This window comes from Gordonia hydrophobica NBRC 16057 (assembly GCF_001592365.1).
GTDB classification, from domain to species: domain Bacteria; phylum Actinomycetota; class Actinomycetes; order Mycobacteriales; family Mycobacteriaceae; genus Gordonia; species Gordonia hydrophobica.
Genome location: NZ_BCWU01000002.1, coordinates 124745 through 150559, shown reverse-complemented (window position 1 = coordinate 150559; position 25815 = coordinate 124745). Strand labels below are relative to the sequence as shown.

Annotated in this window: 24 protein-coding genes; 8 read left to right on the top strand and 16 right to left on the bottom strand. The window is 66.8% G+C overall.

The features are described 5' to 3' along the window. The 3 genes from GH2_RS21550 to ilvD all read right to left on the bottom strand — a co-directional run bounded on the left by GH2_RS21550 (window position 1) and on the right by ilvD (window position 3602). Window positions 1-807 carry a hypothetical protein gene (locus GH2_RS21550; RefSeq protein ID WP_169802417.1) on the bottom strand — a complete coding sequence of 269 codons (807 nt, stop codon included), beginning with the start codon at window positions 805-807 and terminating at the stop codon, window positions 1-3. A gap of 119 nt (window positions 808-926) precedes the next feature. After that, complete coding sequence (locus GH2_RS04310; protein ID WP_066163572.1) at window positions 927-1337, bottom strand: helix-turn-helix domain-containing protein; 411 nt, start codon at window positions 1335-1337, stop codon at window positions 927-929. A gap of 552 nt (window positions 1338-1889) precedes the next feature. Next, window positions 1890-3602 (bottom strand): dihydroxy-acid dehydratase, encoded by a 1713-nt coding sequence (gene ilvD, locus GH2_RS04305; protein WP_066163569.1) that lies wholly within the window; start codon window positions 3600-3602, stop codon window positions 1890-1892. 58 nt (window positions 3603-3660) lie between these two features. Here ilvD and GH2_RS04300 point away from each other — a divergent pair, with 58 nt between their 5' ends. Further along, a complete protein-coding gene (locus GH2_RS04300; RefSeq protein ID WP_157086001.1) occupies window positions 3661-4152 on the top strand; it encodes a hypothetical protein in 492 nt (163 codons plus the stop codon). Window positions 4153-4172: 20 nt separating this feature from the next. Here GH2_RS04300 and GH2_RS04295 read toward each other — a convergent pair whose 3' ends face one another. Genes GH2_RS04295 through GH2_RS04280 form a run of 4 tightly spaced genes read right to left on the bottom strand, consistent with a single transcriptional unit; the run spans window position 4173 to window position 6734 of the window. Further along, on the bottom strand, window positions 4173-4865 hold the full coding sequence (locus tag GH2_RS04295; protein ID WP_157086000.1) for a DsbA family protein: 693 nt from the start codon (window positions 4863-4865) through the stop codon (window positions 4173-4175). After that, window positions 4862-5839: a M56 family metallopeptidase gene (locus GH2_RS04290; protein ID WP_066163563.1), complete on the bottom strand. Its 978-nt coding sequence runs from the start codon at window positions 5837-5839 to the stop codon at window positions 4862-4864. Before GH2_RS04290 ends, GH2_RS04295 begins: the two co-directional genes overlap by 4 nt. After that, window positions 5836-6207: a BlaI/MecI/CopY family transcriptional regulator gene (locus GH2_RS04285; RefSeq protein ID WP_066163561.1), complete on the bottom strand. Its 372-nt coding sequence runs from the start codon at window positions 6205-6207 to the stop codon at window positions 5836-5838. Before GH2_RS04285 ends, GH2_RS04290 begins: the two co-directional genes overlap by 4 nt. Continuing rightward, entirely contained in the window at window positions 6204-6734 is a 531-nt protein-coding gene (locus GH2_RS04280) for a hypothetical protein (protein ID WP_066163560.1), read from the bottom strand. The genes GH2_RS04285 and GH2_RS04280 overlap by 4 nt, the downstream gene beginning before the upstream one ends. A gap of 81 nt (window positions 6735-6815) precedes the next feature. On the opposite strand from GH2_RS04280, the gene GH2_RS04275 reads away from it, so the two are divergent. Together GH2_RS04275 and GH2_RS04270 are read left to right on the top strand one after the other, a co-directional pair. Next, entirely contained in the window at window positions 6816-7520 is a 705-nt protein-coding gene (locus GH2_RS04275; RefSeq protein ID WP_066163559.1) for a DsbA family protein, read from the top strand. 2 nt (window positions 7521-7522) lie between these two features. After that, on the top strand, window positions 7523-8353 hold the full coding sequence (locus GH2_RS04270) for a cytochrome c biogenesis CcdA family protein (protein ID WP_066163557.1): 831 nt from the start codon (window positions 7523-7525) through the stop codon (window positions 8351-8353). A 12-nt stretch (window positions 8354-8365) separates the two neighbouring features. Here GH2_RS04270 and GH2_RS04265 read toward each other — a convergent pair whose 3' ends face one another. The 4 genes from GH2_RS04265 to GH2_RS04250 form a co-directional block, all read right to left on the bottom strand. Continuing rightward, the gene (locus GH2_RS04265; RefSeq protein WP_066164253.1) at window positions 8366-10192 is read right to left on the bottom strand and encodes a YhgE/Pip family protein; all 1827 of its coding nucleotides are present in this window, start codon (window positions 10190-10192) and stop codon (window positions 8366-8368) included. Window positions 10193-10469: 277 nt separating this feature from the next. Then, window positions 10470-11102 carry an LGFP repeat-containing protein gene (locus GH2_RS04260; protein WP_066163556.1) on the bottom strand — a complete coding sequence of 211 codons (633 nt, stop codon included), beginning with the start codon at window positions 11100-11102 and terminating at the stop codon, window positions 10470-10472. A 376-nt stretch (window positions 11103-11478) separates the two neighbouring features. Beyond that, the gene (locus GH2_RS04255) at window positions 11479-12831 is read right to left on the bottom strand and encodes an HNH endonuclease signature motif containing protein (RefSeq protein WP_066163553.1); all 1353 of its coding nucleotides are present in this window, start codon (window positions 12829-12831) and stop codon (window positions 11479-11481) included. Between the two features lie 859 nt (window positions 12832-13690). Then, window positions 13691-15007: a uracil-xanthine permease family protein gene (locus tag GH2_RS04250; RefSeq protein WP_084247303.1), complete on the bottom strand. Its 1317-nt coding sequence runs from the start codon at window positions 15005-15007 to the stop codon at window positions 13691-13693. A gap of 202 nt (window positions 15008-15209) precedes the next feature. Between GH2_RS04250 and GH2_RS04245 the strand changes: the two genes are divergently transcribed. The 4 genes from GH2_RS04245 to GH2_RS04230 all read left to right on the top strand — a co-directional run bounded on the left by GH2_RS04245 (window position 15210) and on the right by GH2_RS04230 (window position 18620). Then, a complete protein-coding gene (locus GH2_RS04245; protein WP_169802421.1) occupies window positions 15210-16802 on the top strand; it encodes an MFS transporter in 1593 nt (530 codons plus the stop codon). 119 nt (window positions 16803-16921) lie between these two features. Continuing rightward, a complete protein-coding gene (locus tag GH2_RS04240; protein WP_084247301.1) occupies window positions 16922-17320 on the top strand; it encodes a cupin domain-containing protein in 399 nt (132 codons plus the stop codon). A gap of 27 nt (window positions 17321-17347) precedes the next feature. After that, entirely contained in the window at window positions 17348-18229 is an 882-nt protein-coding gene (locus GH2_RS04235) for an NAD(P)-dependent oxidoreductase (protein ID WP_066163548.1), read from the top strand. 1 nt (window position 18230) lies between these two features. Next, on the top strand, window positions 18231-18620 hold the full coding sequence (locus GH2_RS04230; protein ID WP_066163546.1) for a carboxymuconolactone decarboxylase family protein: 390 nt from the start codon (window positions 18231-18233) through the stop codon (window positions 18618-18620). Between the two features lie 83 nt (window positions 18621-18703). On the opposite strand, the gene GH2_RS04225 is transcribed toward GH2_RS04230, so the two are convergent. The 5 genes from GH2_RS04225 to GH2_RS04205 all read right to left on the bottom strand — a co-directional run bounded on the left by GH2_RS04225 (window position 18704) and on the right by GH2_RS04205 (window position 24537). Next, on the bottom strand, window positions 18704-19612 hold the full coding sequence (locus GH2_RS04225) for an alpha/beta hydrolase (RefSeq protein WP_169802420.1): 909 nt from the start codon (window positions 19610-19612) through the stop codon (window positions 18704-18706). A 47-nt stretch (window positions 19613-19659) separates the two neighbouring features. Further along, a complete protein-coding gene (locus GH2_RS04220; RefSeq protein ID WP_066163542.1) occupies window positions 19660-20607 on the bottom strand; it encodes an NAD(P)-dependent oxidoreductase in 948 nt (315 codons plus the stop codon). Window positions 20608-20828: 221 nt separating this feature from the next. After that, window positions 20829-22730, bottom strand: coding sequence for a flavin-containing monooxygenase (locus GH2_RS04215; RefSeq protein ID WP_066163540.1), 1902 nt, complete (start codon window positions 22728-22730; stop codon window positions 20829-20831). A gap of 236 nt (window positions 22731-22966) precedes the next feature. Further along, complete coding sequence (locus GH2_RS04210; protein ID WP_084247332.1) at window positions 22967-23305, bottom strand: carboxymuconolactone decarboxylase family protein; 339 nt, start codon at window positions 23303-23305, stop codon at window positions 22967-22969. 47 nt (window positions 23306-23352) lie between these two features. After that, on the bottom strand, window positions 23353-24537 hold the full coding sequence (locus GH2_RS04205) for an acetyl-CoA C-acetyltransferase (protein WP_066163532.1): 1185 nt from the start codon (window positions 24535-24537) through the stop codon (window positions 23353-23355). Window positions 24538-24873: 336 nt separating this feature from the next. On the opposite strand from GH2_RS04205, the gene GH2_RS04200 reads away from it, so the two are divergent. After that, the gene (locus GH2_RS04200) at window positions 24874-25773 is read left to right on the top strand and encodes an aldo/keto reductase (RefSeq protein WP_066164251.1); all 900 of its coding nucleotides are present in this window, start codon (window positions 24874-24876) and stop codon (window positions 25771-25773) included. The last annotated feature ends 42 nt before the right edge of the window (window positions 25774-25815 follow it).

The window sequence follows — 25815 nt, the reverse complement described above, 5'->3', positions numbered from 1 at the left end:
CTACCGCCCGCCGGGGGAGAGGAATTCGGCACGAGCGGCGTTCACCTGTGCGCGCTGTGCTCGGGCGTTGCGGTAGGTGAGGCCGCCCGCGGCGGCGGCGACCAGGACCATGGCGCCGATCCCGCCGCCAGCTGCCGCGTAGTCGCCCGCGGTCGGTGACGACGCAGTCGTGACCACCGGTTCGATGACCGTCTCGGACGGCGTGGGAGGTGCGGGCTCGGCCGCCGGCGCGCTCGCGGCAGGAGCCTTACGCGACGTCGTGGGCTTGGTCGGCGTGGTGGTGCGAGGCCTCTTCTTTCTCGAGGTCGTCCGCTTGGGTGCTGTCGGCACCGGAACGGCGGCGGACGGTGTGCGCGGCGTCGTCGTGGGAACGCGCCGTGTGGGGGCGGGTGATTTCGGCGTGTCGGGCTCGTTGGTCACCGTGATCTGGCCGTCGCTGCCCGGACCGTTTCCGCTGTTGCCGTTTCCGTTATTGCTGCCCGGACCGTTGCCGGAGTTGTTCCCCGGGCTGTCGCCGTTGCTGCCGCTGTTGTTGCCGGGCCCGTTCCCGTTATTGCCGGGGAAGCCTGGGAAACCGGGAACGCCGATACCGCCGTCATCGTCATCGGCGGTGATGCTGATTCCGGGGTCGTCGGCTTCGTCGTCGGTCGGTTGATCGTCACCGTCGGGTACGAGAACGATGGCGGCCTCCGGGAGCTCCGGGACGGACGAGGCGCCCGTCGTGTCGGAACAGCTGCCGGGTACGCACGACGACGGCGGCGCCGCCTGCGCCGCCGCGGGCAGGGCGAACAGGGTGCCCACGGTCATCGCGGCGACACTCAACGGTCGCGCGACGCGCGAGAGATTCCGAGACAGCATCGATCTCCAAACTACCGGGGGACTTCAGGCCGCTCAAACGAGTGGCTGCACGTGGACGGTCCGGCCTCTCAGTCGAGGGGGCTCTCCGGCAGGCCTTCGCCTCGCCGCAGTTTCTCCGCGAAGGCGGTGAGCATGTCCTGGGACTCTTCGGAGAGGTCGAAGGCGCGAGCCGACAGCCGCCGAAGGCCGCGGCCGCGCAGTTGCGACAGCAGTTCCAGGTCGTGGTCGATCTTGGCGGCGTACAGATCGTCGTAGAAGTAGTCGGACTTGACCTTGAAGAATCGTGCGAGCGCAGCGACGGTCTCGTCGGACGGGTTGGTGCGGTGCCCGTTGCGCAACTGCGACAGGTATGGCTTGGAGATCTTGTGGCCCGCGGCGGTGACCGCATCCGCGACCTCCGCGTTCGAGTGCGGCTTGCGCCCCGGCGGGTGCACAGTCTCGAACAGCTTGTTGAGCCGTCGTGCAAAGCCGTCGTCCATCGTGCCTTCTTGATTCCTTCGTTGCCGAGGAGGCGGTCGTCACCCCTGATTGATGCCCGACACATGGTAACGCCCATGACCGGCGCCGAACTTCACATCTCGCCCAGAACTTCCACCAGACCCGGTGCGGTTCGTCGCAGCCCGCGGCATGCGTTCCTCCCTGCCGTTTGCCAGTCTAGCAATCAGATGTTGCTGTGGGAAACTTCAATTGCCGCAATCGGCGCATCGGGATGCCTGATCAAAGAAATTTTCGACGCCTATAAATAGTTCTTGAGCAGTGACTTTGATTCGAATTCGTGCCGTGTTAACGGGGATTTCCCGGATTCTGACTGGTTGACGGGGTCTGTTTGCTGTACGGTAACTGACGTGCCTCGCTGAGCCGGGTGCCTAGGGTTTCGACTACGTGGATGGTGTTGGTGCCATCCAACTTTCACCCCTGGCGTCGGGGAAGTGAGTGCGGCAGGACCGCCGGTGGCGGGTGATCCAGGGGGGAGCACCCGCCACCGGTGCCGGTCTGTGGACATCTGAGCTGTCGTGGTCGGACCGCGTATCTCACTCGCAGACGGCGCCCTGCGATGCCGACGTGACCAGCTTCGAGTACTTCGCCAGCACACCGCGGGTGTAGCGCGGCGGGAGAGGCTCGAATCCCAAGAGGCGGGCAGCGATCTCGTCAGCGTCGACCAGCAGATCGAGGGTGCCGCGGCCGACGTCGAGGCGAATGCGGTCGCCGTCCCGAACCGCGGCGACCGGACCGGCGTCGACGGCTTCGGGCGCCACGTGGCCCACGCACAGACCGGTGGTGCCGCCGGAGAAGCGGCCGTCCGTCAGGAGCAGCACGTCCTTGCCGAGCCCAGCGCCCTTGATGGCACCGGTGATCGCGAGCATCTCGCGCATCCCGGGCCCGCCCTTCGGGCCCTCGTAACGGATCACCACGACGTCGCCCGCGGTGATCGTGCCGTCTTCGAGCGCGTCCATCGCGGCGCGTTCCCGATCGAAGACGCGGGCGGACCCCTCGAAGACATCGGTGTCGAAGCCCGCCGACTTCACCACTGCGCCCTCGGGGGCGAGGCTGCCGTGCAGGATGGTGATGCCACCGGTCGGGTGGATCGGGGATCCGATGGCGCGGAGCACCAGACCGTCGGGATCGGGCGGCGCGATGCTCGCCAGATTCTCGGCGACGGTCCGACCGGTGACCGTGAGGCAGTCACCGTGGAGGAGCCCCGCGTCGAGCAGCGCCTTCATGATGACGGGGACGCCGCCGATGCGGTCGACGTCGGTCATCACGTGCCTGCCGAACGGTTTCACGTCTGCGAGATGCGGCACCCGTGCACCGATGCGGGCGAAGTCGTCGAGAGTCAAGGGGACCTGCGCCTCGTACGCGATCGCGAGGAGGTGCAGCACCGCGTTGGTGGAACCGCCGAACGCCATCACCACGGCGATCGCGTTCTCGAAAGCCTCTGTGGTCATGATGTCGCGGGCGGTGATGCCGCGGCGCAGGAGCTCGACCACCGCGGCCCCGGACTCGCGGGCGTAGCGGTCACGCCGGCGGTCGGGCGCCGGCGGCGCGGCACTGCCGGGCAGCGACATGCCCAAGGCCTCGGCCGCGCTGGCCATGGTGTTCGCCGTGTACATGCCGCCGCAGGCGCCCTCACCCGGGCAGATCGACCGCTCGATGGTGTCGACGTCTTCGCGGCTCATCAAACCGCGTGCGCAGGCGCCCACCGCTTCGAAGGCGTCGATGATCGTCACCTGCCGCTCGGACCCGTCGGACAGCGCGGCATAGCCGGGCAGCGTGGACCCGGCGTAGAGGAAGACCGAAGCCAGATCGAGGCGGGCAGCGGCCATCAGCATGCCGGGCAGCGATTTGTCGCACCCGGCGAGCAGCACCGATCCGTCGAGCCGTTCGGCACTCATCACCGTTTCGACGCTGTCGGCGATGACTTCCCGCGAGACCAGCGAGAAGTGCATGCCCTCGTGCCCCATCGAGATGCCGTCGGAGACCGAGATGGTCCCGAACTCGAGGGGATAGCCGCCGCCCTCGTGCACGCCTTCCTTAACGGCTTTCGCGAGGCGGTCGAGCGAGAGATTGCACGGAGTGATCTCGTTCCACGACGAACCGACGCCGATCTGCGGCTTGGCCCAATCGTCGTCGCCCATCCCCACGGCGCGGAGCATGCCGCGCGCGGCGCTGCGCTCCAGACCGTCGGTGACGTCGCGACTGCGCGGTTTGATGTCTGGACCGGTGACGTGCGGATCGATGCCCATGCTTCGACGATAGGAGTGTCGCGGACCGTTTGGGCCGGATTCTCACTAGCATGGCGACGTGAGCCGTTCGACGACGCCCTCCGGTCTGGTGTCGCTGGTGCGCGACGGTGCGCTGCTGCCGGCGACGGCAGGCCGCGCTCTGATCCGCGCACGCTACCGCGACGCCGTGGACGAATCGGATCCGAGCCGCCGGCGGTCCGTTCGAGTGTTCGGCGCGGCACTGAGCAGTTGCCTGCCGGCCTACCTCATCGTGTTGGGGGCGGGAGTGCTGTCGGTGCTGCGCGGACTGCTCTACGGTGTCGTCGACCGCGGGCCCTACGACAACTCGTGGGGCGGACCGTCGCGGGCGGGCGCGTGGGCCGCGCACGTCGGCGTCGCCGTCGGCATCGTCCTCTGCTGTGTCGCGCTGTTCGCGGGTCTCGGGCTTCTTCAGCGACGGTGGGCGGTCCTCGTGGAGGGGCGACGCCCGGCGCTGTGGGCGATCGTGGTGACCGCGGTCGTCGCCGTCGTCTCGGTGTTCGTGATCGTCGGCTGGCTCCGGCAGATCTGACGGCGAGTCGGGGCGCGTCGTCACCCGCCGAGGGCGAGCTTCCCATCGATGACATCGGTGAACGCGCGCAACGGGAGGCCGGAGAGCAGCGGCGTGCCGTCGACCCAGAAGGCCGGGGACGGCGGAATGAACAAGCGTTGCGCGGTCTGCAGATCGGCGTCGATCTCGGCGTCGAACACGTCGCTGGTCGCCTCGCGACGGAAGCGATCGAGATCGGTCACCCCGGCGGTCTCGGCGAGACGGACGAGCGTGTCGATGGTAGGCGACGCCTGGTGATCGCTGCGGACGACGGTGCGCATGAACGGCCAGAAGCGGTCCTGCGCTGCGGCGGCCCGGCCGGCGCGCGCGGTCAGCCGGGCGGTCGGACCGGACGTCGGAGCGTCGCGCCATTCGATGCGCAGGCGCCCCGTTGCCACGTAGCGGTCCTCGAGCTTCGGCTGGATCTCGGTCGCGAAATGGGTGCAGTACGGGCAGGTGAGCTCGCTGAACACGACCAACGTCACCGGCGCGTCGTCGTCGCCGAGGACCATCGGGTCGTCGGCAGCGCGCCGCGGCACATCACCGGCGGGTCCGGTGTTGTGCAGGGTCGTCGACGGGGCCGGGGATGCGGGCGTGGAGGTGGAGTCGCGCAGCAGATAGGCCGCGAGCACGACGGCCACCGCCGCGATCACCGCTAGCGCCACGACGAGGAGCGATCGACGCGTGGACCTCACGCACACCCACTCGTCATCGCGGCGAGCCACGGCAGCGCCACCGCCGCGGTGAGCGCGACGAGGACCGCACTCTGCAGCGACGTCGCGATCGCCGTGGCTCGACCACCGGTCGACGACGGGGCGCACACCAGGGTGCGGAATCGGTCGGGACCGGTGGCATGCAGGGCCGCGACTCCGACGATTGATGCGCGGTCGGCGGTTCGACGGTGCGTGTCGAGTCGGAGCAGTGCCGAGACCAGGGCGCGGGTGCCGATCTGGTCGCGCGCGGCGTTGTCGGCGGCGATCTCCAGGTACAGCGGGATGGCCGCCGCCGCGGCGTGGAGGGCGGGGATCGGTCGGAACACCTGCGTCGCGTGGCGACTGATCGCCGCGATCAGATGATGGCGCTGCGACAGGTGAGCCTGTTCGTGGGCGAGGACGGCGTCGAGCTGGTCGGGGTCGAGCGCCTCGAACGTGCCGGTGCTGAGCACGATGCCACCGTGCCGCGACGACAAGGCGAAGGCTTCGGCGCGGGGATCGTCGAGGACCAGCACCCGGTGCCCGCGGATCAGCTCGGGGCGCGCGCGGCGGCGAATCCGTGCGGCATCCCGCCCGGCGTCGATCTCGCCGGCGATCACGCGGGCGACGAGCGTGGCGAGTCCGATGCCGACCAGCAGGGCGGGCCCGGCCATGACGATGGTCGTCGGTATGCCGGTGTCGAAGACGGGGGTGGCCCAGGGGTTCGACGATTCCAGGCACTTGCGGCAGAAGCCCGCGGAGTCGGCTCCGCGCTTGGCGGTCGTCATCCAGGCGAACAGCGGACCCAGCGCCATGAACGAGAGCAGCCACGCCAGGACGCCGCCGGCCAGCAGTCCGACCGCGAGTCGGGGTCGTGGGGCGAGTGCGGGCGCCGCCATGCGGATCAGTCGGGGTGCGGTGACGGCGCTGATCACGAGCGCTCCGACCAACAGGACGGGGAGCACGGACGGACTCATGGCTGGTCGTCCGTCCGGGGTCGTTGCAGGTACTCGCGCAGCAGCGCGGCGTCGTCGTCGGAGATCGTGTCCACGAAGTGCAGGATCGAAGCTGCCCGATCCTTGCTCGAGGCCAGGGCCTGGTTCATCAACTGCGCGGCGTGTTGGTCCCGGCTGTGCTTGGCCCGGTAGTGGACCGAGCGGCGGCGGCGCTGCGCGCTGACCAACTTCTTGCGGTCGAGGTTGTGCAGGACGGTGGCGATCGTGGTGTAGGCCGACGGCGTGGGCAGGGCGTCGATGATCTCGCGGACGGTCGACGGACCGGCGTCCCACAGGATGTCCATCACCTGCTGTTCCAGCGGCCCGAGCCGCATGGGCTGGGCGCTCATGCCGCGGCCCCGCTCGGCAGGGGGCACCTGTCTTGAGCGGCGAGCCGGAGTGCGAGGCCGGTCCAGAGCAACGCCACGCCGACAACGGCGAGCAGCGGTTGCAGCGGAGCGAACCATGACAGCGCACCGTTGTAACCGAGAGCGAGCAGCGCGAACTTGTTGCACACCGGGCAGCCGACGGCGAACCACGATACGACCACCCCGACCGAACCGAATCGGCCCGGCCGCGTCGCGTGCGAGGACTCGACGGTCGCAGTGGTGCGGTCGGGACGGACATAGGTGGCCGCCAACAGGCCGGACAGCACCGCGGTCACCGCCAGCACCGGGTAGTTCCAGGCGACGGGTGCGATCTCGCGACCGAAGACGTCGTTGGGAATCAGAACCGTCACCGAGCCGATGACGGCTGCCACGGCGATGGCGACGACTACCGCGGTCGCGGCCTGGCGCAGTGTGGCCTCGCGCACCGCCTGTGCGATCAATCGCGGCGATTCGCGCAGCGCTCGCACGGTCACAGAGGAATCGATCATGTCGGCAAGTATGCCCCATTGACGACTATCGTGCATAGTTGATTACTATCTTGCTTAGTAATCAAAAGGAGAGGGGAAGCTGTGTCGAACACGGAGTCGCGAGGGCCGGTCTGGCTGGTGCCGAGCCTGGTCGTGATCGTGGCGGCGGCGCTGATCGGCTTCGTCGTCGTCTACAACGGCGATGACGATGACGCGCCGACCGCGCAACCGTCGGCCGGTGAGGTCTATCCGTACGACATCGGTATCGAACGGCGCGATGCCGCCGATCCACTGGCGTTCGGGAAGGTCGACGCGCTGGTCACGATGGTCGCGTTCAGCGACTACCAGTGTCCGTACTGCGCCCAGTGGTCTCGGGATGCGCTGCCCGCGATCCTCGAACGGGTCGACGCCGGGCAGTTGCGGCTGGAGATGCGCGACATCAGCGTCTTCGGCGACGCCTCGCGGCGGGCCGCAGAGGCCGCCTACGCCGCGGCTCTCCAAGATCGCTACCTGGACTATCACGGGGCGTTGTTCGCGGATGGGAAGAAGCCCTCACCGGACCAACTGACCGACGACGCGCTGGTCGCCACAGCGGCGACTCTCGATCTGGACGTCGAGCGGTTCCGCACGGACTTGCAGTCACCGGAGACGAAGTCCGCCGTCGATCGCAGCGAGCAGGAGGCCGCCACGGTCGGGGCGTACTCCACGCCGTCGTTCATCCTCGGCGGTCAGCCGATCGCCGGTGCCGGTCCGCCCGAGACCTACCTCGACAAGCTCGACGCGATGCTGCCCGTCGACGGAGATTAGCCATGGACATCGGTCTGGTCGCAGCGTTCGCTGGGGGAATCCTGGCGCTGCTCAGCCCCTGTGCTGCACTGTTGCTGCCCGCATTCTTCGCCTCGACGGTGGGCGCCCGCGGCGCGCTGCTGGTCCACGGTGGAGTCTTCTATATCGGGCTGTTGGTGACGCTGCTGCCGGTGGGCATCGGGGTCGGAGCGCTCGCCGGGGCGGTGGCACAGCATCGTACGACGATCATCGCGGTGGCATCGGTGGTGATCGTGCTGATGGGCGTCATCCAGCTCGCGGGCCGCGGATTCGACCTGGGACGAGCCCTTCCCGGGATGTCCCGACTGCAACAGGAGTCGGTGCGTCGCGCGGGCCTGCTCAAGACCTTCGTGCTCGGCGCGGTCAGCGGGGTCGCCGGGTTCTGCACCGGGCCGATCCTGGGCGCCGTGCTGACCATGGCCGCGACCCGGGGCATGGCGGGCGCCGGCGTGCTGCTGGCCGTCTACGCGCTGGGCATGGTGGTTCCACTGCTGCTCATCGCGGCGCTGTGGAACCGAATCGGCGACCGCGTCCGTGCCGTGCTGCGCGGACGCGAGGTGGTGCTCGGCCGGGTCCGGTTGCACACCACCAACCTCATCGCCGGGATCGCGTTGATCGTCGTCGGCGTCGCTTTCTGGTTCAGCAACGGGTTCATCGCGATCAGCGAACCCGTTGATCCCGAGGTGCAGCTGCGGCTGCAGGACGGCGCCTCTGTGTTGGCGAACCCGGTGGTCGACGTCGTCGTGATCGTTGCCATCGCGGCCGGAGCCCTGCTGTGGTGGGCGAGGTCTCGCCGCCGCACGACGACGCAGTAGCGGCAGGCCCGCCTACACCGTCGCGGGCTCCGGCGCGTTCGGATGATCGGCGAGCTGCTCGGGGAACCGCTTGCGCTGGTAGCGGACGGCAGCAGCGACCGCCAGGCCGCCGACCGTCGCGAGGATCAGCACGCTGACGAGCGCGGCCGCGAATCCCGGTACGCCGTTGAAGGCCGCGATGTACCCGTGCCGCATCACCGTCATCGGCGAGACCCAGTGCAGCCACTGGAACGGCGCCGGGACGGTCTCGATCATCCAGATGCCGCCGTACGAGAACAGCTGCAGCATCAGCCACGCCAACGAGCTCAACGAGCCGACGACGTAACCGAACAGGGTGAACAGGACCGAGATCGCCGCGACGTTCATGAGCGTCGCCGCCGCGGACATGAGCACCACCTGCCACAAGTGGACGGGGTCGGGTGCGGGACTGAGCCACTGCCAGGCGCCGACTCCGACGACCAGGACGCCGACCAGGCTGATGCCGCTGATCAGCAGGCCGCGACGCAGGGTGTTGCGCAGGCTGCGCGGGGTCTCGTCGTCGGTGACGAAGCGGTGGCCGCGGAAACTCATGAACACCACGATCGGGATCAGCATGGTGGCGATGATCAGAATGGTGACAGCGCCACCGGGACCCTGGAACTGTGCTTGCGCGACGTGGACGGTCTGCTTGTCGATCGGCGTCGAGATGAGTCGGGCCAGCGAGATGCGCGACGCGTCGTCGCCGAAGTCGGGCGCCTTGGTTGCGCCGGCGACCAGTCCTTCTCGCAACTCGCCTGCGCCGTCGTCGAGCCGGGCGGCGCCGTCGGCCACTTTGGCGACGCCGTCGTCGATCTTGACCAGACCGGCGGCCAATGCCGAAGCGCCCGTGCTGAGCTCGCCGCCGCCGTCGACCAGGCGGTTGAGCCCGCTGCGGTACTGCGCGGTGGGATCGGTGAGTTCCGTCGCGATCTGCCTGCTGCCCGCCTCGAGGGCCTTGAGTCCTTCGATCAGTTCGGTGACCGTCGAGAGCTGTGACGAGTTCGGGAGCACGGTCTGGGCCTGTGCCAGCAGTCGTTCCACCTCGGCGAGGGGGATCCGGCCGGTGAGGCGTTCGATGCCGTCGGCCACCTGGGTGGCGCCGTCGCCGAGGCGATCGGTGCCCGCGCGCAAGGTGACGAGGCCGTCGGCGAGAGTGCCGGCACCGGTCGCGAGCTTGGCTCCGCCCTCGCGTGCGGTGCGGACGCCGGGCTGGAGGTCGTTGGTGATGCCGTCGGCGAGGGTGCCCGCGCCGTCGGAGAGCTTCACCGAACCGTCGGCAGCCTTCCGAAGGCCGTCCCCGAGGGTCTGCACGCCGTCGACGAGTCCGCCGACGGTGGTCGTGGCGACGCCACGGAGAACCGACTGGTGGATCTTCTCCATCGCCGCGCCGCCGATCTGCGACGCCTTGATGGTGTTGAAGTCGTTGAACGTCACGGTGATCAGGGCGGGTGCGTCGGCCACCGTCGCGATGGTGCCGAGCGTCTCGCTGAAGTCGGCGGGGATCTCGATGGTGAAGTAGAAGTCGCCGGTGTTCAGCCCGCGGACGGCCGTCTGTCTGTCGACGAGTCGGAAGCCCAGTGCCTGGGACTCCAGCAGATTGTCGGCGACGCTCTTGCCCGCCTCGATCGGCTCGCCGTCCTTCACGAAACCGGTGTCGCTGTTGACGATCGCGACCGGCATCTGGTCGACCTTCTTGGTGGGATCCCACAGCACCCACATGTAGACGGCCGCCAGGACCAGCGGAATGGTCACCAGCAAGGCCACGATCAGGCGGGCGAGCCGGGATCGCTGAATCTTCGGGCGGGGGTGCGCGGTGGTCATCGTCTGCTCCGGAGGGGTCACTGCTCCGGAGCGATGGCCGTGTGGTGGTCGGTCGTCGACCACCGCGGCAGCACCGGGCATCAGGCGTACCCGGTGATCTTAAACGATTCTTAAAGAAAAGCTACTTTCGAGTAACTTCTGTGTCGGGGCGCACGAACCCGGGCACTGAACTGGCGTCGGCGTCGGGCGTCTCGTCGATTCGAAGAAGAGAAACGTCGCCCGTTCGCGATCGGCGAATCGGGCGACGTGTCTCCTGTGTCCTGCAGGCCACTCGGTGTTACTCGGTGTCGACGACCTTGCCGTCGACGGTGACCTCGGTCTTGTTCTCGCTCGGGCTGAAGGTGATCTTGCCGTTGTCGAACGTCGAGACCTTCATCGAGCCCTCGTCGGTCTCGTCGCTGGTCGGTGCGCCGAGCGGGCCTTCCGAGCCGCCCTTGCCGTCGGCTGCCGGCTTGCCCGTGTCGTCGCGCTTGACGTTCCACGCGTCGCGGATCTTGCCCCAGGTGATGTATCCGGGAGCGTCCGCGGACTTCGCCGTGATGACGCCGCCGTCGAACTGCTGGAAGATGAGGCCGGTGGAGCTGGTGCCGGATGCGTCCGCACCGGTCTGCGCCTTGCCGAGGTCCTTCTTCTGTGCTTCGGTCGCGGAGTTGTACTTCTTCGCGATCGAGCCGGTCAAGGTCACGGTGGATCCGTCTGCGGCGGTGACTTCGGCCTTGTCTGCCGAGTTTCCTGCGTCGGCGCCATCGGTGGCGTCGGTGGAGCCTGCACCATCGGTCGCGGTCGCCGACATGGATGCCGACGATGCGGAAGCGTTGTCGTCGTCATTGCTGCTGCAACCCACGACGACGGTCGCGGTGAGCGAAGCTGCGGCCACTACCCCGGCCACTCGTCGAGCAACGTGATTCATGAAATCCCCTCTCGGTTCTCCAGCAGTTGCTGGGTGGGGTCACCCTAACGCTGTGCGGCGGGTCGTGCAGTGGACTTCGGTGGGAGTGGCCTCAATTGAAATCCGGTGGTGCACATGCCATGCGGATTGTCGTCCGAACGGTGGAAGGGTTTGTGCAGGTCAGCGCTGTGAGCCTGACGCGATTCCGCGGCGACCTCGGATTCGGTGCCGTGGCGGATTCGAAGATCTGACGAATCGGGCCATTCTTGTCGGTTTTCGCGAACCGGAACGCGTGATAGTTGAGAGGTCGGCGCGTGTCGGTCCGCGTGGGGAGCGGCGTGAAGGTCGGCCCGCGCGGGGGCAGCTGGTCACGCCCGCGTGGGGAGCGGCGTGAAGGTCACGCTGCCGCTGTTGGCGCGGCGGTCATGGTCCTTCTCGCGTTGGAGCGAATCGGTTCGCGCTGGCGGTCCGGGTTCGCTTGGTCGAGGGGTGGGCGGAACCAGGGGTGGCGGTCGTGGCCGATGAACACTTCCCAGCCGGTTTGGTGGATCAGGGTGTGGTGCATGCGGCAGAGGAGGACGCAGTTGTCGATCGCAGTGTCTCCGCCCTCCGACCAGGGTGTGCAGTGGTGAGCGTCGGTCCAGGAGATCGGGCGTCCGCAGCCCGGGAACGCGCAACCTCGGTCGCGGGCTTCCAGCGCTCGGCGGAGTCCGGCGGTCACCAGGCGGTGCTCGCGGCCGACGTCCAGCGGTGCCGAGTTCTGGTCGAGGATGACTCGGCGCATCGCGGCTTCGCAGAGGACGAGTCCGACGGTCGCCGGGGAGATCGGGCCGGTGAAACCGAGTGACGCGACTTGGGACGAGCTTCCAGCTGCGCTGCTGTCACCGCAGTGGGTCGGGACGATCATGGTGACGTGCGGGAGAACTCCTCCGGACACGGTCGGCCGCTCTTTCCCGTTCAGGTAGGTGCGAATGACCTGCGCGAGCGCGTCGGATCGACGTTGCTTAGCGGTACTCGGATCCCGCGAACCATCGGGCTGCGGAATCGGCTTACACAATGGATCGAGCGCCTGATTGAGTTCCTCGCCGGTCAGCGCGTCCAGATCGAACGTCCCGGTGGTGCGGCCGTCGTCCCCGGTCACCAACGTCATCTCGTTGAGATCCGGATTCTCCGCGACCGGTACCGCATCGGGATCAGTCTCATCGATCTCCGGCTGCCATTCCAGGGCGAGTTCCCGAGCGCGCTGGGAGACATCCGCCGGAGTAACCTGGCAGGAGAGTCGCCGCGCCAGATCAGCGCGTCGATCCTCATCCAGCGGAACCCGTCGACCCACGAACGTGATGCCTTTTCCGATGGCATCGAGTTGTTCGATCGGAACGCCGCCGGTTCGTGCGTGAACCATCACGCCTGGCATCGTGTGCGCGGCGTGCCCGGTCCGCGCGTATCGATGCGCGGCTGCCGGCGTGATGCCCAACTGCTTGAGCAGGTCGGTGCTGGTTTTGACTCGTTTCCGAGCCGGTAGTCCGGCCCGGCCGGCGGCGTCGGTCAACCCCGACATCGCCGTCCCAGCGAGATTGACCACCCGGGTCAACTGCACCATGGTCTGCCCGATGACAGCGTCATCGAAACCGACCGTCGAAGGACTCGCACACAAGCACGCGAGTTCTCCTCCGGGTGCAGCGAGTGTGGGTGGGCTGAGCGCTTCGATGAGCGCGTCAGCGAATTCAGTGATGACGTCGACAATAGCCATGGCAATCCCCCTTGCCTTTGTTGGCGAACGCGACCCGTTGCGGGTCGCGATCTGGCTGGGCTCGCTCCGATGGGGAGCGCGCCCGAGATGTGTAGCGGAGCATCGCCTCCGGCCCGGGATCGCCGAGCCCGAGGGCGGATGCGCCGCTGACGTTGGACAACACGCACGACACCGATCCGACGCAAGCAGTCACCCCCCGCCGCCAGACCCACCCGAAACCCGAAACGGAGGGTGGTCTGGCGACGTCGCAGGACAGGCCGCCGGCCCGAAGGCCCGGCACTGGATCGCCCGCATCGCCCGGCCCCAACCCAGGGGGCCTACTCGAGAGGCGACTCCAACCGAAGGAGCCATCCCGAGCCGCGACTCCAACCCAAGGAGACCGACCCGAGACCCGGCCCCAACCCAAGGAGCCGACCCGAGACGCGACCCCTTACCACAGGGGCCGACCCGAGGAGTGACTCCAACCCAAGGAGGCAACTCACGGCGATTCGGCGTCGATCCGCAAACCCCTGCCGGCCGAACCCTCGAACCGACGGCGGTCCCGCTTCCGTGCGCACCCACCGACCACCCCTTAAAGCCCCGTGCTACGGAAGCAGTCCGTGTCGCCTGTGCGCGACGGCTATGAAGTTCTCAAACAACACGAGACGACCTTCCAGTCATCCCAATGAAGCTGTAACAACTATGATACGCCTCACTTTGAATAAGAACAAGGGTTCGATAACGATGCCGTGCGCTGATCGGGATATCAGCACAGGGCCGGATTGTCAGAGGCAGCCGTTATCGTCAGGCCTGCGATCACAGGTTATTTCGGCGGCGGCATCGGCGCAGGGAGGATTGGGGATGGGCGAGTGGCCTGGGATCAGTGGTCCTTCTCGAGCGCGTCCGCGCCCGTCGGCCCGGACTTCGGCACGACCATCGCGCCGGAATCCCGAGAGCTGTCGGCCGCGTTCCGCGCGGCGGTCGCGAGGCGCATTCCGTGGTAGACGAGGAGCGCGGCGATCGAGCCGAGCGAGATACCGGTGAAGGTGAGGTCGCCCAGCTGCCACGTGAAATCGGCGATGCCGATGATGAGGGGGATGGCGGCGGTCATCTGATTGAGCGGCGCGGAGAAGTCGACGTGATTGGTCACCCAGATCCGAACCCCGAGCAGGCCGACGAGCCCATATAGAACGATGGTCGCGCCGCCCAGGACGCCCGGCGGAATGGCGGAGATGATCGCACCGATCTTGGGGCACAGCGACAGTGCGATCGCAACGAATGCTGCGATCCAATAGGCGGCCGTTGAGTACACGCGCGTCGCGGCCATGACGCCGATGTTCTCGGCGTACGTCGTTGTCGCGGTGCCGCCGCCGGCGCCGGCGAGCATCGTCGCCAGGCCGTCGCCCATCAGCGCGCGACCGGTGATCGGGTCGAGGTCACGACCGGTCATCTGAGAGACGGACTTGACGTGGCCGATGTTCTCGGCGACCAGCGCGATCACCGCGGGCAGAAAGAGCGGCAGAACTGAGAGGTGAAAGGTCGGGGCGGTGAACTCGGGGAGTCCGATCCAGGCGGCCGACGCGATGGCGTCGGTGTCGACGTCGCCCATCGCCAGCGCCAGCAGATACCCGGCGACGACGGCGACGAAGATCGCGAGTCGGCCGAGCAGCCCGCGGAAGAAGGCGAGGATGAAGACCATCAACACCAGGGTGACCAGCCCGACGATCGGCCCCTTCTCGAAATTGTCCTTCGCGGCGGGCGCGAGATTGAACCCGATCAATGCGACGATCGCGCCGGTGACGACGGGTGGAAGAACGACGTCGATCCAGTGAGTGCCGACGAGGTGGACCACCGCACCGATGGCGACCAGGGTGGCGCCGAGCACGATGAAACCGCCCAGTGCGCTGCCGGTTCCGTGTGAGCCGACCGCTGCGATCACGGGAGCGATCACCGCGAAGCTCGAACCGAGGTAACTCGGGAGCCGATTGCCGGTGATGATCAGGAAGACGACCGTGCCGATTCCGGAGAACAGCAGCGTCGTCGACGGCGGGAAACCGGTGAGGACTGGGACCAGGAACGTTGCGCCGAACATCGCGACCACGTGCTGCGCGCCGATGCCGACGGTGCGAGGCCAGGAGAGGCGTTCATCGGGTGCGACCACGGCGGCGTCGGCGTCGACCGACTTCCACGAGAGCATGGAGCGAGATTAGCGATGTTCGGGGCGCGACATACGACGACTCGCGATGTGACGACGTGTCCCTGATGCAGCCGCTGCCGCGGGTGTCCTCCTCAACGAGGGCCTCGAGGATGCGGGAGAGTGCTGGTTAGGCCATCGCGAACGACTCGTGCCTGTACTCTATTAAGTACACGCATTCATTAGTATGTACATGGAGGTTGCGGTGGCTGATCGGACTGCGTCCCCGCTCCGCGATCGACGATTCATGGTGCTGTGGTCGGCTGTCGCTGCCGCGTACTTGGCGCAATGGATGCTCCCGGTCGCGGCGCAATGGTTCTTAGTGGGTAGACCGGGTGGCGACGTGCTGGTGCCGTACGTTCAGGTCGCGATGACGCTGCCCATGGCGCTCCTAGCCATCCCCGCGGGCGTCATGGCGGATCGGTTTGATCGTCGAGTGCTCGTCATCGGCGTTCAGGTGGTCGTGCTCGCCGGCGAGGTGGTACTCGTCTGCCTGACTCTGGGCGGCGTCTTGAACCCGTGGTCGATGCTCGCGCTGCTGGCCCTTCTGGCGGGCGGGATCGTCGTGACCTTTACCTCGCTCAGCTCGATGGTTCCGGATCTGGTCGAGACGAACGCGATTCCCCGTGCGTCGGCGCTGCTCACCATCGCGACCAACGGCACTCGGGTGCTCGGCCCGGCGATCGCCGGATTCATTCTGGCCGCGACCTCGGTGGGCGTCGCCTTCGCCGCCGCGATCCCGGCCACGGTCGTGTTGTTGATCGTGCTCTCGGTGCTGAAGATACCGCCACCGGCTGCCGATCGGATGCAGGAGCGATGGCTGTCGGCGGCTGTCATCGGTGTGAGGTTTGTTCAACACTCGCCCCAGGCGCTGAAGCTGATCTCCAGGACGTTCTGGTTCACCTTCGGCGTCATGGCGCTCCTGAGCATGCTGCCGGTGCTCGCGACCCGACTGGGTGCGGGAGCATCGGCGCTCGGGCTCGTGCTCGCCTGTCAGGGGGCGGGTGCCGTGCTCGGCGCCGTCACGCTCCCGCGTCTGGATGCGATGGCGAGACAGAACACCGTCGTGACGATCGGATTCGTGGTTGCCGGTGTGTCGCTGGCGGTTGCCGCGGCGGCTCCGAACACGGTGGTACTCGGCGCGGCGACCGTGCTGGCAGGCTGGGCGTGGACCACGGTGTTGGCCACGGATCAGGCTGCGCTGCAGATGTATCTCCCGGGCTGGGTTCGGGCTCGTGGAATCTCCGTGATGATGATCGCGACCTTTGCCGGCCAGGCCTTCGGCGCGGCGGTGTTCGGCTGGATCGGCAGCGCGTTCTCGATGGTCGCGATGCTGGTGATCGCGGCGGTGTGGCTGCTGACCGGGTCGCTGCTGGGCGTGTTCCTGCCATTGCGTGATCTCGGGGAGCGTGACGTGTCGGCGGTGCCCGCGTGGGTCAGCCCGGAGATCGTGGTGGATGCCGAGGCGCAGGCCCGTCCCATGCAGGTGCGGGTGCTCTACGACGTTCCCTTCGCCACGGAGGGCGAGTTCGTCGACATCATGGCGCACATCCGGCTCATCCGTCTGCGCACCGGAGCGTTGCGGTGGCAGTTGCTCGCCGATCCCGCCGTGGACGGCCGGTACTACGAGGAGTACATGGTCGCATCGTGGGTCGACCATGAGATGCAGATCAGGATGCGGGCGATCGCCGCAGATCACGAGGTCGAGATGCGGCTGCGCGAGCTGGTCCGGGGAGATCCGGAGACGTCGTACGCCTTCCGCGTCGATGTGGCCGGCGTCGCCGCCATGCGCCACTGACGTGACTGTTGACACACCGAGGACGTACGAAATAAAGTATGAACGTACCGAATTAGGTATATCTCAGTGGTTCAATTCTGAAATCTGGCGCACGGCGTCATGACGAGAGGTGGCAGTAGATGTTGACCGTGGTGAGGCGGGGCGACGGCAGCCCGTCAGAACGATCGAAGGGGCCGTACACGGGCGAGATGTGGCGCGACATCCTTCAGGCCGACGACGCAGGCAACTCATTCGGGCGCGTGTTCTTCACACCCTGCGCCCGCACTCACTGGCACAGCCACCCCGGCGGTCAGTTGCTCATCGTCGAGCACGGCGAAGCGCTGGTCGGCGACGAGAACGGAACCGTCCGGCTGCGGACCGGCGACATGGTGTGGACCCCGCCGAACACGCGCCACTGGCACGGCGCGACAGACGGCCAGTCGATGATGCATCTCGCTGTGACGTTCGGCGGTGCCGAGTGGGCCGAGGAAGTGCCCGACGCGTACTACGACGGCGCCAACCACGACGCGACGGACTGAATCCAGACGAGGACAGGAGCAATCGCGATGGAGATCGGATACATCGGACTCGGGAACATGGGCGGCGCGCTGGCTGAGCGTCTGCAACTCGCCCGACCACTCAAGGTGTACGACGCAAACGCCGATGCCGTGCGCAGACTCGTCGACGCGGGTGCGACGGCCTGCCGCAACGCCGGTGAGATCGCCGCCGACTGCGACATCATCTTCCTGTGTCTACCGACCTCGGAGCATGTCCGGAGCGTCGTCTTCGACGCGGAGTTCAGCGCGCGGCTGACACCGGGCACGATCATCGTCGATCAGACCACGGGCAATCCGAATGCGACCCGTGACATGGCCGCGGTACTGCGCGAGCGCGGCATCGCACTGATCGATGCACCGGTCAGCGGTGGCTGGCGTGGAGCGCAGGCGGGCACGATCGCGATCATGGTCGGCGCGCCCGACGCGGACTTCGAACGGATCAAGCCGGTCCTCGATGACGTGACCTGCAACGTCTTTCATGCCGGTGACACCGGGGCCGGTCAGGTGATCAAGCTGGTGAACAACATGCTGTCCGGTGCGCAACGGCTTCTCACCTTGGAGGGCGTCGCCCTCGCCGCGAAGAACGGGATCGATCCGACCCGCGCCACCGAGATCTTGACCGCAGGAGGAGGACGGAACGTCTTTCTCGAGAAGTTCATGCCTCGCGTGATCGACGGTGCGCTGGCTCCGGGCTTCACCCTGGGCCTCCTGCTGAAGGACCTGCGCCTGGTCTGCGAACTGGGCTCCGCCTCCGGCGTCCCGATGTTTCTCGGCGATCTGACACGCGACCTCTACCAGTGGCACGTCAACGAGCTCGGTGGTGCCTGCGGACAACGACTACGAACCTGCCTGAGCGTTCGCGGGCAAGCAATCACCAGAGAAGGGAAATGACATGTCAGAGAGTCGGTACGAAGAGGGTTTGAAGGTTCGTCGGGAGGTGAACGGCGACGAGGTCGTCGACCGGATTCTCGCCTCGACCGATGAGTTCTCGCGTCCGATCCAGGACCTGGTCACCGAATACTGCTGGGGAGAGGTGTGGGGCCGTCCAGGACTGGATCGCCGCAGCCGCAGCATTCTCAACATCGGCATGCTCGCGGCTCTCAATCGACCAGACGCCCTGGCAGGCCATATTCGCGGAGGGATCAACAACGGTCTCACCAAGGACGAGATCCGAGAGTGCCTGCTGCAGATCGCGATCTATGTCGGGATGCCTGCGGGGCTCGCTGCGTTCAGCACGGCCCGCACGGTGTTCGACGAGATGGAGAACGCTGCGGCGAAATGAGCGGCTCGCTTCACACCCGCGTCGCGCATGATCGCCCATGAGACAGAAGTTCGCCCCCGGTCCGATCGGACCGGGGGCGAATTCTATGCCGGAACGTGTCGCTGCAGGTAGCGGACGATCGCCCGCCAACTGGCCTCGTGGTTGAGGTGCAGGTTGAAGCAGTGCCCGATGTCCGGAATGGACTCCGTCACGATCTCTGCGGACGCTGCGTACTCGCGCCCCTCCTGCTCCGCATACGCTCCGGGCATGATCGGGTCGTCGCCGCCCAGTTGGAGGTAAACGGGGCAGTCGACGCGGCCGGCGACGCCGTTCGGGTTCGCGCGGAGGCGGATGCAGTCCTCCCACAGTGAGCTGGGGAGCGGTGTCCGCAGTTCACGATTGTCGAAGTCGAACACGGCGGGATCCGTCTGGGCGAAGTGGTAATACGTTCTCCGCAGTTCCGGCGGAACGAGGGCGTAATCCGCCGTCAGCAGCTTCTCCCGCGTTCCGTCCGGCCACCCGCTCCCCGAGGGAATGGGCGAGAAACCCGTCCCGGTCACGATCACCGAGTCCGCGGACCGAGTCGCCGCCTGGGTGCAGACCGACAATGCTGCGCCCATGGAGTGGCCGACCAGACAGATGTGCGCGAACTCGCGGCCGAGCGGATCGGGACCCTCCCGCAGCCTGCCGATCAGCCCGCTGAGAGCGTCGACGACGACGTCGATCGTGACCGATCCACCGTTCGTGCGGGAGCTGGCTCCCACGCCCGGAAGATCGACTGCCAGAACGTCGAATCCCTGCGCGGCCATGTAGTTCGCGTACGAGTAGTCGACGCCGTTGATCCGCCCCGCATCCCAGTACCGGTGGTCGTAGGAGACCCCGTGGACCAGAATCTGCAGGATCCCGGTGCGCCGCCCTCGGGCGGCGGTGAAGAATGCACTGAGATGGTCGGCCTGACCGTCGACGATTCGGATGGGGAAGTCGTAGCGAACCGATGCCTGCGGACTCTCCATGGTTTCACCTGCTTTCTTGTCGAGCCTGGAATGCCGTGCCATCGGCCCTAGGTTCGATGCGTCGTCTCGTTCATGCGTCGAGCCAGCTCGTCCGGGTCGACGGCGATCGTCACCCCCGCACGCTCGAGTTGGAGCTTCAGGTAGGCGCGGGAGTCCTGTTCGCCGAGTCCGCGGCCCAATGCCTCGGTCATGTCGGCCATGGTCATGTTCGCCAGGCGCATGGGCACCCCGAGATCGCGCGCCATCTCCGTCGCCAGGTTGACGTCCTTGAAGGCGAGCTTGAGCGCGAACGCCGGCGGCTCGTACTGACCCGGCAGGAACTGTTTGGTGAGCATGTCGAGCGGCGAGCTCTTCCCGACGACGCCCAACCGCAGTGCATCCCACAGTTCGAGCGGGTCCACCCCCGCCTTGACCGCCGTCGAGAACGTCTCGGCGAGTGAGGCCAGGATCATGTAGCCGGTCATGTTGTTGGCGAGCTTCACGACGGTGCCGGACCCGATGGGGCCGCAGTGACGCGGCTTGTCGCCCATCGCGAGGAGGACCGGAAGATGCTCGTCGTACACGCTGCGGTCGCCGCCGACCCAGAACGCCATGTCGCCCGACGCCGCGCCTGCCGGGCCGCCGCTGACCGGTGCGTCCAGCATGTGAGCGCCCTTCTCCGCGAAGGCGTCGTGGATCCGCAAGGCGAGCGCGCGTGAACTCGTCGACAGATCGAAGTAGGCCTGACCGGCGGAGATGCTGGCGAGGAGCCCGTCGTCGCCGAACACCACGGACTCGACCTGGGGCGGGCCGGGGAGGGAGGTGAAGACGACGTCGACGTTCTGGGCGAGGTCGGCGATGCTCGCAGCGCGTCGAGCACCCGCTTCGACGAGGGGCGCGAGGGCGTCGTCGGACTGGTCGAAGACCGTGAGATCGAATCCGTGGCGCGCGATGTTCAGTGCCATTCCTCGGCCCATGTGGCCGAGTCCGATGTAACCGACTTTGACGTTCGGCATGTGCTTTCCCTTATCCTCGTCATTCAGTAATACGTACATACATACGATATGACGTCCAATTGTGAGCGTCAACACCCCGCGGCCAGTGCGCGATCCGCCCGGCGTCGCCGAGTGGCGCGGATACGCAGAAGCCGACGCTCGTCTGAGGAGAACGACGAGCGCCGGCTGTGCGCCTCTGTGTTCCGTAATCGGGCGGGAGCCACTACCGCCGAAGAATCGACTTACGAAACGGGCAGGAGAGCAGGGGCCTGCTTGGTCTCGAAATCGGCGAGATCTGCCGACTTGGTCAACTGCCAGTAGTCGGTGGTCCGCCACGGGCTGTTCATCACGACGCGGCCGCGAGAGTTCTGGAGGTAGCTGCTCATGCCCGGATGTGTCCAGATCATGCGGCTGTGCATGTCCTCCATCAGCGCGTTGTAGTCGGCGCACACCTCTGTGCGGCACTCCACCTCGGTGACGTCGTTGGCGAACATCTCATTCAGCACGGCCAGCACGTAGTTCACCTGGCACTCGACGACGAAGATGAAACTGCCGCCGTGACCGAGCGCCGTGTTGGGTCCGTACAGCGTGAAGAAGTTCGGGAACCCGGGGGTCACGGTGCCGAGGTAGGCGCGCGGGTCCTCGTCGCCCCACGCTTCGCGGATCGAGACGCCGCCGCGACCGTGAACCGGGACCGGTGCCAGGAATCGCGCCACGTCGAATCCGCTCGCCATGGCGATGATGTCGAACTCGCGCTCGGCGCCGTCGTCGGTCACGATGCCACTCGACGAGATGTTCTCGATCGGTGTCGTGACCAGTTCGACGTTCTCGCGGGTGAGGGTGCGGAACCAGCCGTTGTCGAGCAGCATGCGCTTGCCGTACGGCGGGAAGTCGGGAATCACCTTGTCGGCCAGGTCCTGGCGGTCGCCGAGCTGTTCCTTGATGTAGCGAGTGAAGAATCGGCGGTGTCCGTCGTTGATCGGGTTCAGCGACCGCTCCGGGTGATCCCACGCGGGATCGACCTTCAGCGACTCGTACACCTTGCTGTCGAAGATCCAGCTCAGACGCAACCGGTACCACCACTCGTACAGCGGAACCTCGTCGAGCAGGAACTGAACAGAGGTGGGGATCGGACGGTGGAGTTTCGCGAACGGCGCCGCCCACTGCTTGGACCGCTGGAAGACGGTCAAGCTCTCGACCCGCTCGGCGATGGCGGGCACCAACTGCATCGCACTCGCGCCGTTGCCGATGACGGCGACGCGCTTGCCTGTGAGATCGACGCTGTTGTCCCACTGGGCGGTATGCATCATCGTGCCGTCGAAATCGTTGATGCCCTCGATGGACGGCCACTTCGGTGTGCCGAACGCACCGACCGCAGCGATCAGGACGTTGGATTCGACGAGCTCGTCGGAGCCGTCCGGGTTGCGGATCTCGGCGGTCCACCGCTGGGTGGTCTCGTCGTATCGGGTGTCGACGACCTCGGCGTTGAACCGAATGTGCTCGATGATGCCGAAGTCTTCGGCGACACGGCGGAAATAGCCCTGGATCTCGTCCTTGGCGGCGAAGTAGCGACTCCAGTGTCCCTGGGCGAACGAGTAGGAGTACAGGTGGCTGGCGGTGTCGACGCCGCATCCCGGGTAGCTGTTCTGGCGCCAGACGCCACCGACGTCGGACCCCTTCTCCAGGATCGTGAACGGAACCCCGGCCTCTTTGAGTTTCACTGCGGCGCAGATGCCGGACATGCCGGCCCCGACGATCGTCGCGCTGAAGCCCGCAGGTACCGGATTCTGGATGGTCGACGCCGTGCGCTGGGTGAATGCGTCCATCTTGGACTCCATGAACGGACCGTAATCGGCGGGAACCTCTTCGCCCATGGTCGCCGACATGACGCGAATGATCAGGTCGGCATCGGGCCGCTCGACGGCAGGGGTCTTGCCCTCGTACCAGTCGGCGATCGCGCGGTAAGCGGCGTCACGAACACGCTTCTGCAGGTCTTCCGGAAGCCCGCCGGAGTCGTTGTCGTCGATGCCCTTCGGTCGTGTCGACAGGAACGGTTCGCGAATCCACTGTTCGTCTCCCGTCAGCTGGACGAGCAGCGCCTGCAGCGTCGGAACGTTCGCCTGCTCGAGTGCTGCGGCGAGCATTTCCGTGAATTGGGGGGTGCTGGGTTGGGTGCTTGCCTCGGTCACCGCATGTGCCTTCCGTCGGTCGTCTCCGGAGCTGCCGGGTTCAACGATGTTCATAATCATGTACGTCCATACGATATAACGTACGACGAATCCGAGTCAACACTTCGGCACGAGAAAAGCCGCCGACCTTTCGGTCGGCGGCTTTTCTCCGATGGTGCGCGGCGGTGGCCGGGTCGCTGGGTGTCAGTGCGTCAGTCGCTGGACTTCTGGGAGTCGAACACGTCCTGCGCCACCGCCATCGCGGAGAGTGCGGCCGGCGCTCCGCAGTAGCCGACGGCGTGCACCATGACCTCCGTGATCTCGTCCGGCGTCAGTCCATTGGTGAGTCCGCCGCGCACATGGCCGGTCAGTTCGGCGTGTGCGCGCGTGGCGGTGAGAAAGGCGATGGTGAGCAGGCTGCGATCGCGTCGGCTCAAGCCGGTGCGCGACCAGACGCCGTTCCAGACGTGCTCGGTGATCGCGTCCTGCAGGGCTTCCTGGTGGGTGCCCGAGGTCCGGGCCAGTGCCCGATCGACGAACTCGTCTCCCATTACTTCGCGCCGGATGGCGAGCCCCGCGGTGTACTCGACGCTCTTCGTCACGACGCGACTCCGGTCGGCGACCGCAGGATCACTGCGGAGCCTTGACCGCCTCCGCCGCACAGTGCGGCGACACCGGTGCCGCCGCCTCGGCGCGCGAGTTCGCGCGCCAGGTGCAGGGTGATCCGCGCGCCGGACATGCCGAGCGGATGGCCGATGGAGATGGCGCCGCCGTTGACGTTGACGCGAGCGGGGTCGACGCCGAGGGCTTGCGTCGACGCGATGCCCACCGCGGCGAAGGCCTCATTGATCTCGAGCAGATCGAGGTCGGTGGGCTCGATCCCCTCCGCGGCGCACGCGGCCGCGATCGCGTTGGCCGGCTGCAGCTGCAGGGTGGAGTCGGGGCCGGCGACCACACCGTGTGCGCCGATCTCGGCCAGCCAGGTCAGGCCCAGCCGCTGTGCGGTCTCCTTGCTCGTCAGGACCACGGCTGCTGCGCCGTCGTTGATCGCCGACGCGTTTCCGGCCGTGATCGTTCCATCGCTTCGGAAGGCGGGGCGCAGGCGCCCCAGTGTCTCGACGGTGGTGTCGGAGCGGACGCCCTCGTCGCGGGTCACCGTCTGCGTCTTCCCCTTGGGCAGCGCGATCTCGATCGGCACTACTTCGTCGTCGAAGATGCCGGCGTCCCATGCTGCGGCTGCGCGGTGGTGGGACTGGGCGGCGAAGGCGTCCTGGTCCTCCCGGGAGCAGGAGTTGGCGTCTTCGGTGAGGGCGCCCATCGGTTGATCGGTGAATGCGTCGTGCAGGCCGTCGTGCGCAAGGTGGTCGACGAGAGGCGTGTCGCCGTATTTGAAGCCGGTGCGCGAGCCGGGCAGCAGGTGGGGTGCCTGGGACATCGATTCTTGGCCGCCGGCGACAACCATGTCCGCCGCCCCCGCTGTGATGAGGTGATCGGCGAGCATGATGGCGTCGATGCCGGAGAGGCAGACCTTGTTGACCGTCAGAGCGGGCACCTGCATGCCGATGCCTGCGGCGACGGCGGCCTGACGGGCCGGGATCTGTCCGGCGCCGGCGGTGAGGACCTGTCCCATGATGACGTAGCCGACCTGATCCGCGTCGACTCCGGCCTTGGACAGAGCTGCACGAATCGCGATGCCTCCGAGGTCTGCCCCCGAGAACCTGGAGAGTGCGCCGGAGAGGCGGCCGACTGGCGTGCGGGCGCCTGCGACGATAACTGTGGTCATGGAGACTCCTCAGCGAACGAGGCGCAACGGTGCGCCGGAATGGATGACGGCGGTGCCGGAGTGGGTGACACTGCGCTGAACGCCATCCAGGAGTGAACGCCGACAAGCCGTTCAACCAGTGTGCGGACAGGTCGGTGAACAGGCAATAGTTGAGCCGACAACGGCTGGATCTGCTCGATCGCCGGAGGTTTCTCGTTGCCAGTGTTCACTTGATGAACGCATTTTCCCGGTGTCGAAAGTGGTTGTCCGCCTGCTCGGAGCGCGCTAGTATTGTACGAAATAAAGTATGAACGTTCACATACAAGTACGAATGAGTGCTGCGGTGAGGAGACGATGATGGCGGGTTTCGACGGACTGCAGACGCGGGCCCTCAACAACGGCAGCCTGATGCCCGGCATTGGATTCGGGGTGTTTCAGGCTCCGCCGGAGCAGACCGTCGATGCGGTGACGGCGGCACTCGCCTGCGGTTACCGACACATCGATACGGCCGCTTCTTATCTGAACGAGCGTGAAGTCGGGCAGGCCATCGCGCAGTCCGATGTTGCGCGGGACGACGTGTTCGTCGAGAGCAAGGTCTGGATCAGCGATTACGGATTCGAGTCCACGATGCGCGCGGTGGAGGTCTCGCGAGCCAAGCTCGGCGTGGAGCGGATCGATCTCATGCTGCTGCATCAGGCGCTGCCGGGACGATTCGATCTCACCGTTGCCGCGTACCGCGCCTTGGAGCGACTCCTCGCCGACGGTGTGGTCGGGGCGATCGGTGTCAGCAACTTCATGGCCGACCATCTCGACCGACTGCTCGCCGAGGTCGAGGTGGTACCCGCGGTGAATCAGGTCGAATATCACGCCTACTTTCAGCAATCGGCAGTCGCCGACGCGAATGCTGCACGCGGCATCGCGACCCAAGCCTGGTCGCCGATCGGCGGCATCACGTTCTATCGAGACTCCGGCGTGGGACGGAGCACGCTGGACGACCCGACGATCGCGCAGATCGCCTCCCGTCACGACAAGAGTCCGGCGCAGATCATGCTGCGCTGGCACATCGAGTCGGGGCGACAGCCGATCGTGAAGTCGGTGAATCCGGCGCGCATGCGGGAGAACCTCGACATCTTCGACTTCTCCTTGTCTCCCGACGACGCGGCGGCGATCAATGCGCTGAACACGGGCGTTCGCGGCGGAAACGAGCCCGACGCCTACAACCTCGACGACTTCGCGATCGACATCCCGAGCACGTGAGCGAAGCCGACGACGAGTGTGCTGGGGACCGCGCCGCGGTGC

Bases quoted from the DNA above. Each gene is read 5' to 3' on its own strand.
- GH2_RS04215 (WP_066163540.1), bottom strand. From the start codon at position 22,730: ATGCTCGCCGCAGCACTCGAGCAGGCGAACGTTCCGACGCTGCAGGCG.
- GH2_RS21550 (WP_169802417.1), bottom strand. From the start codon at position 807: ATGACCGTGGGCACCCTGTTCGCCCTGCCCGCGGCGGCGCAGGCGGCG.
- GH2_RS04270 (WP_066163557.1), top strand. From the start codon at position 7,523: ATGGACATCGGTCTGGTCGCAGCGTTCGCTGGGGGAATCCTGGCGCTG.
- GH2_RS04250 (WP_084247303.1), bottom strand. From the start codon at position 15,007: ATGCTCTCGTGGAAGTCGGTCGACGCCGACGCCGCCGTGGTCGCACCC.
- GH2_RS04280 (WP_066163560.1), bottom strand. From the start codon at position 6,734: ATGATCGATTCCTCTGTGACCGTGCGAGCGCTGCGCGAATCGCCGCGA.
- GH2_RS04240 (WP_084247301.1), top strand. From the start codon at position 16,922: ATGTTGACCGTGGTGAGGCGGGGCGACGGCAGCCCGTCAGAACGATCG.
- GH2_RS04265 (WP_066164253.1), bottom strand. From the start codon at position 10,192: ATGACCACCGCGCACCCCCGCCCGAAGATTCAGCGATCCCGGCTCGCC.
- GH2_RS04205 (WP_066163532.1), bottom strand. From the start codon at position 24,537: ATGACCACAGTTATCGTCGCAGGCGCCCGCACGCCAGTCGGCCGCCTC.
- GH2_RS04290 (WP_066163563.1), bottom strand. From the start codon at position 5,839: ATGAGTCCGTCCGTGCTCCCCGTCCTGTTGGTCGGAGCGCTCGTGATC.
- GH2_RS04230 (WP_066163546.1), top strand. From the start codon at position 18,231: ATGTCAGAGAGTCGGTACGAAGAGGGTTTGAAGGTTCGTCGGGAGGTG.
- GH2_RS04255 (WP_066163553.1), bottom strand. From the start codon at position 12,831: ATGGCTATTGTCGACGTCATCACTGAATTCGCTGACGCGCTCATCGAA.
- GH2_RS04235 (WP_066163548.1), top strand. From the start codon at position 17,348: ATGGAGATCGGATACATCGGACTCGGGAACATGGGCGGCGCGCTGGCT.
- GH2_RS04285 (WP_066163561.1), bottom strand. From the start codon at position 6,207: ATGAGCGCCCAGCCCATGCGGCTCGGGCCGCTGGAACAGCAGGTGATG.
- GH2_RS04310 (WP_066163572.1), bottom strand. From the start codon at position 1,337: ATGGACGACGGCTTTGCACGACGGCTCAACAAGCTGTTCGAGACTGTG.
- GH2_RS04225 (WP_169802420.1), bottom strand. From the start codon at position 19,612: ATGGAGAGTCCGCAGGCATCGGTTCGCTACGACTTCCCCATCCGAATC.
- GH2_RS04220 (WP_066163542.1), bottom strand. From the start codon at position 20,607: ATGCCGAACGTCAAAGTCGGTTACATCGGACTCGGCCACATGGGCCGA.
- GH2_RS04260 (WP_066163556.1), bottom strand. From the start codon at position 11,102: ATGAATCACGTTGCTCGACGAGTGGCCGGGGTAGTGGCCGCAGCTTCG.
- GH2_RS04210 (WP_084247332.1), bottom strand. From the start codon at position 23,305: ATGGGAGACGAGTTCGTCGATCGGGCACTGGCCCGGACCTCGGGCACC.
- GH2_RS04200 (WP_066164251.1), top strand. From the start codon at position 24,874: ATGGCGGGTTTCGACGGACTGCAGACGCGGGCCCTCAACAACGGCAGC.
- ilvD (WP_066163569.1), bottom strand. From the start codon at position 3,602: ATGGGCATCGATCCGCACGTCACCGGTCCAGACATCAAACCGCGCAGT.